Source organism: Streptomyces sp. NPDC031670 (genome assembly GCF_055580545.1).
On sequence record NZ_JBVILC010000050.1, the window covers coordinates 1 to 3,207 of the forward strand.

1 rRNA gene is annotated in these 3,207 nt (G+C 56.3%); it reads right to left on the reverse strand.

Annotated elements, in window-relative coordinates:
• Positions 1-31: 31 nt before the first annotated feature.
• Positions 32-3,156 (reverse strand): 23S ribosomal RNA (locus ACZ5ID_RS36840).
• Between the last annotated feature and the right edge of the window lie 51 nt (positions 3,157-3,207).

A 3,207-nucleotide genomic window follows, 5' to 3' on the forward strand; every position in this document is an offset into this window, starting at 1 on the left:
TTCAGAACTAACACAGTGGACGCGAGCAACTGAGGACAAGCCCTCGGCCTATTAGTACCAGTCAGCTCCACCCCTTACGAGGCTTCCACATCTGGCCTATCAACCCAGTCGTCTACTGGGAGCCTTACCCTCTCAAGGAGGTGGGAATACTCATCTCGAAGCAGGCTTCCCGCTTAGATGCTTTCAGCGGTTATCCTTTCCGAACGTAGCCAACCAGCCATGCCCTTGGCAGGACAACTGGCACACCAGAGGTTCGTCCGTCCCGGTCCTCTCGTACTAGGGACAGCCCTTCTCAATATTCCTACGCGCACAGCGGATAGGGACCGAACTGTCTCACGACGTTCTAAACCCAGCTCGCGTACCGCTTTAATGGGCGAACAGCCCAACCCTTGGGACCGACTCCAGCCCCAGGATGCGACGAGCCGACATCGAGGTGCCAAACCATCCCGTCGATATGGACTCTTGGGGAAGATCAGCCTGTTATCCCCGGGGTACCTTTTATCCGTTGAGCGACGGCGCTTCCACAAGCCACCGCCGGATCACTAGTCCCGACTTTCGTCCCTGCTCGACCCGTCGGTCTCACAGTCAAGCTCCCTTGTGCACTTACACTCAACACCTGATTGCCAACCAGGCTGAGGGAACCTTTGGGCGCCTCCGTTACTCTTTAGGAGGCAACCGCCCCAGTTAAACTACCCATCAGACACTGTCCCTGATCCGGATCACGGACCCAGGTTAGACATCCAGCACGACCAGAGTGGTATTTCAACGGCGACTCCACCATGACTGGCGTCACAGCTTCAAAGTCTCCCACCTATCCTACACAAGCCGAACCGAACACCAATATCAAACTGTAGTAAAGGTCCCGGGGTCTTTCCGTCCTGCTGCGCGAAACGAGCATCTTTACTCGTAGTGCAATTTCACCGGGCCTATGGTTGAGACAGTCGAGAAGTCGTTACGCCATTCGTGCAGGTCGGAACTTACCCGACAAGGAATTTCGCTACCTTAGGATGGTTATAGTTACCACCGCCGTTTACTGGCGCTTAAGTTCTCAGCTTCGCCCCACCGAAATGGAGCTAACCGGTCCCCTTAACGTTCCAGCACCGGGCAGGCGTCAGTCCGTATACATCGCCTTACGGCTTCGCACGGACCTGTGTTTTTAGTAAACAGTCGCTTCTCGCTGGTCTCTGCGGCCACCCCCAGCTCAGAGTGCAAGACTCATCACCAGTGATGGCCCCCCTTCTCCCGAAGTTACGGGGGCATTTTGCCGAGTTCCTTAACCATAGTTCACCCGAACGCCTCGGTATTCTCTACCTGACCACCTGAGTCGGTTTAGGGTACGGGCCGCCATGAAACTCGCTAGAGGCTTTTCTCGACAGCATAGGATCATCCACTTCACCACAATCGGCTCGGCATCAGGTCTCAGCCTTAATGTGTGACGGATTTGCCTACCACACGGCCTACACCCTTACCCCGGGACAACCACCGCCCGGGCTGGACTACCTTCCTGCGTCACCCCATCGCTTACCTACTACCACCTTGGGTCAGCGGCTCCACCACTCCCCTCAACTCCGAAGAGATCAGGGCGGCTTCACGGCCTTAGCATTAATGGATTCGATATTGGGCGTTTCAAAGCGGGTACCGGAATATCAACCGGTTGTCCATCGACTACGCCTGTCGGCCTCGCCTTAGGTCCCGACTTACCCTGGGCAGATCAGCTTGACCCAGGAACCCTTAGTCAATCGGCGCACACGTTTCTCACGTGTGTATCGCTACTCATGCCTGCATTCTCACTCGTGAACCGTCCACCACTAGCTTCCGCTGCGGCTTCACCCGGCACACGACGCTCCCCTACCCATCACAACACCCGTTGGGGCTATACGCTGCAATGACACGACTTCGGCGGTACGCTTGAGCCCCGCTACATTGTCGGCGCGGAATCACTTGACCAGTGAGCTATTACGCACTCTTTCAAGGGTGGCTGCTTCTAAGCCAACCTCCTGGTTGTCTCTGCGACTCCACATCCTTTCCCACTTAGCGTACGCTTAGGGGCCTTAGTCGATGCTCTGGGCTGTTTCCCTCTCGACCATGGAGCTTATCCCCCACAGTCTCACTGCCGCGCTCTCACTTACCGGCATTCGGAGTTTGGCTAAGGTCAGTAACCCGGTAGGGCCCATCGCCTATCCAGTGCTCTACCTCCGGCAAGAAACACACGACGCTGCACCTAAATGCATTTCGGGGAGAACCAGCTATCACGGAGTTTGATTGGCCTTTCACCCCTAACCACAGGTCATCCCCCAGGTTTTCAACCCTGGTGGGTTCGGTCCTCCACGAAGTCTTACCTCCGCTTCAACCTGCCCATGGCTAGATCACTCCGCTTCGGGTCTAGAGCGTGCAACTCAAACGCCCTATTCGGACTCGCTTTCGCTACGGCTTCCCCACACGGGTTAACCTCGCTACACACCGCTAACTCGCAGGCTCATTCTTCAAAAGGCACGCAGTCACGACGTTGAGTACAAGTACTCAACGCGACGCTCCCACGGCTTGTAGGCACACGGTTTCAGGTACTATTTCACTCCGCTCCCGCGGTACTTTTCACCATTCCCTCACGGTACTATCCGCTATCGGTCACCAGGGAATATTTAGGCTTAGCGGGTGGTCCCGCCAGATTCACACGGGATTTCTCGGGCCCCGTGCTACTTGGGTGTCTCTTAAACGAGCCGTTGATGTTTCAGCTACGGGGGTCTTACCCTCTACGCCGGACCTTTCGCATGTCCTTCGCCTACATCAACGGTTTCTGACTCGTCTCACAGCCGGCAGACTGTGAAAAAGAGATCCCACAACCCCGTATGCGCAACCCCTGCCGGGTATCACACGCATACGGTTTGGCCTCATCCGGTTTCGCTCGCCACTACTCCCGGAATCACGGTTGTTTTCTCTTCCTGAGGGTACTGAGATGTTTCACTTCCCCTCGTTCCCTCCACATGCCCTATGTGTTCAGGCATGGGTGACAGCCCATGACGACTGCCGGGTTTCCCCATTCGGAAACCCCCGGATCAAAGCCTGGTTGACGGCTCCCCGGGGACTATCGTGGCCTCCCACGTCCTTCATCGGTTCCTGGTGCCAAGGCATCCACCGTGCGCCCTTAAAAACTTGGCCACAGATGCTCGCGTCCACTGTGCAGTTCTCAAACAACGACCAGCCACCCAT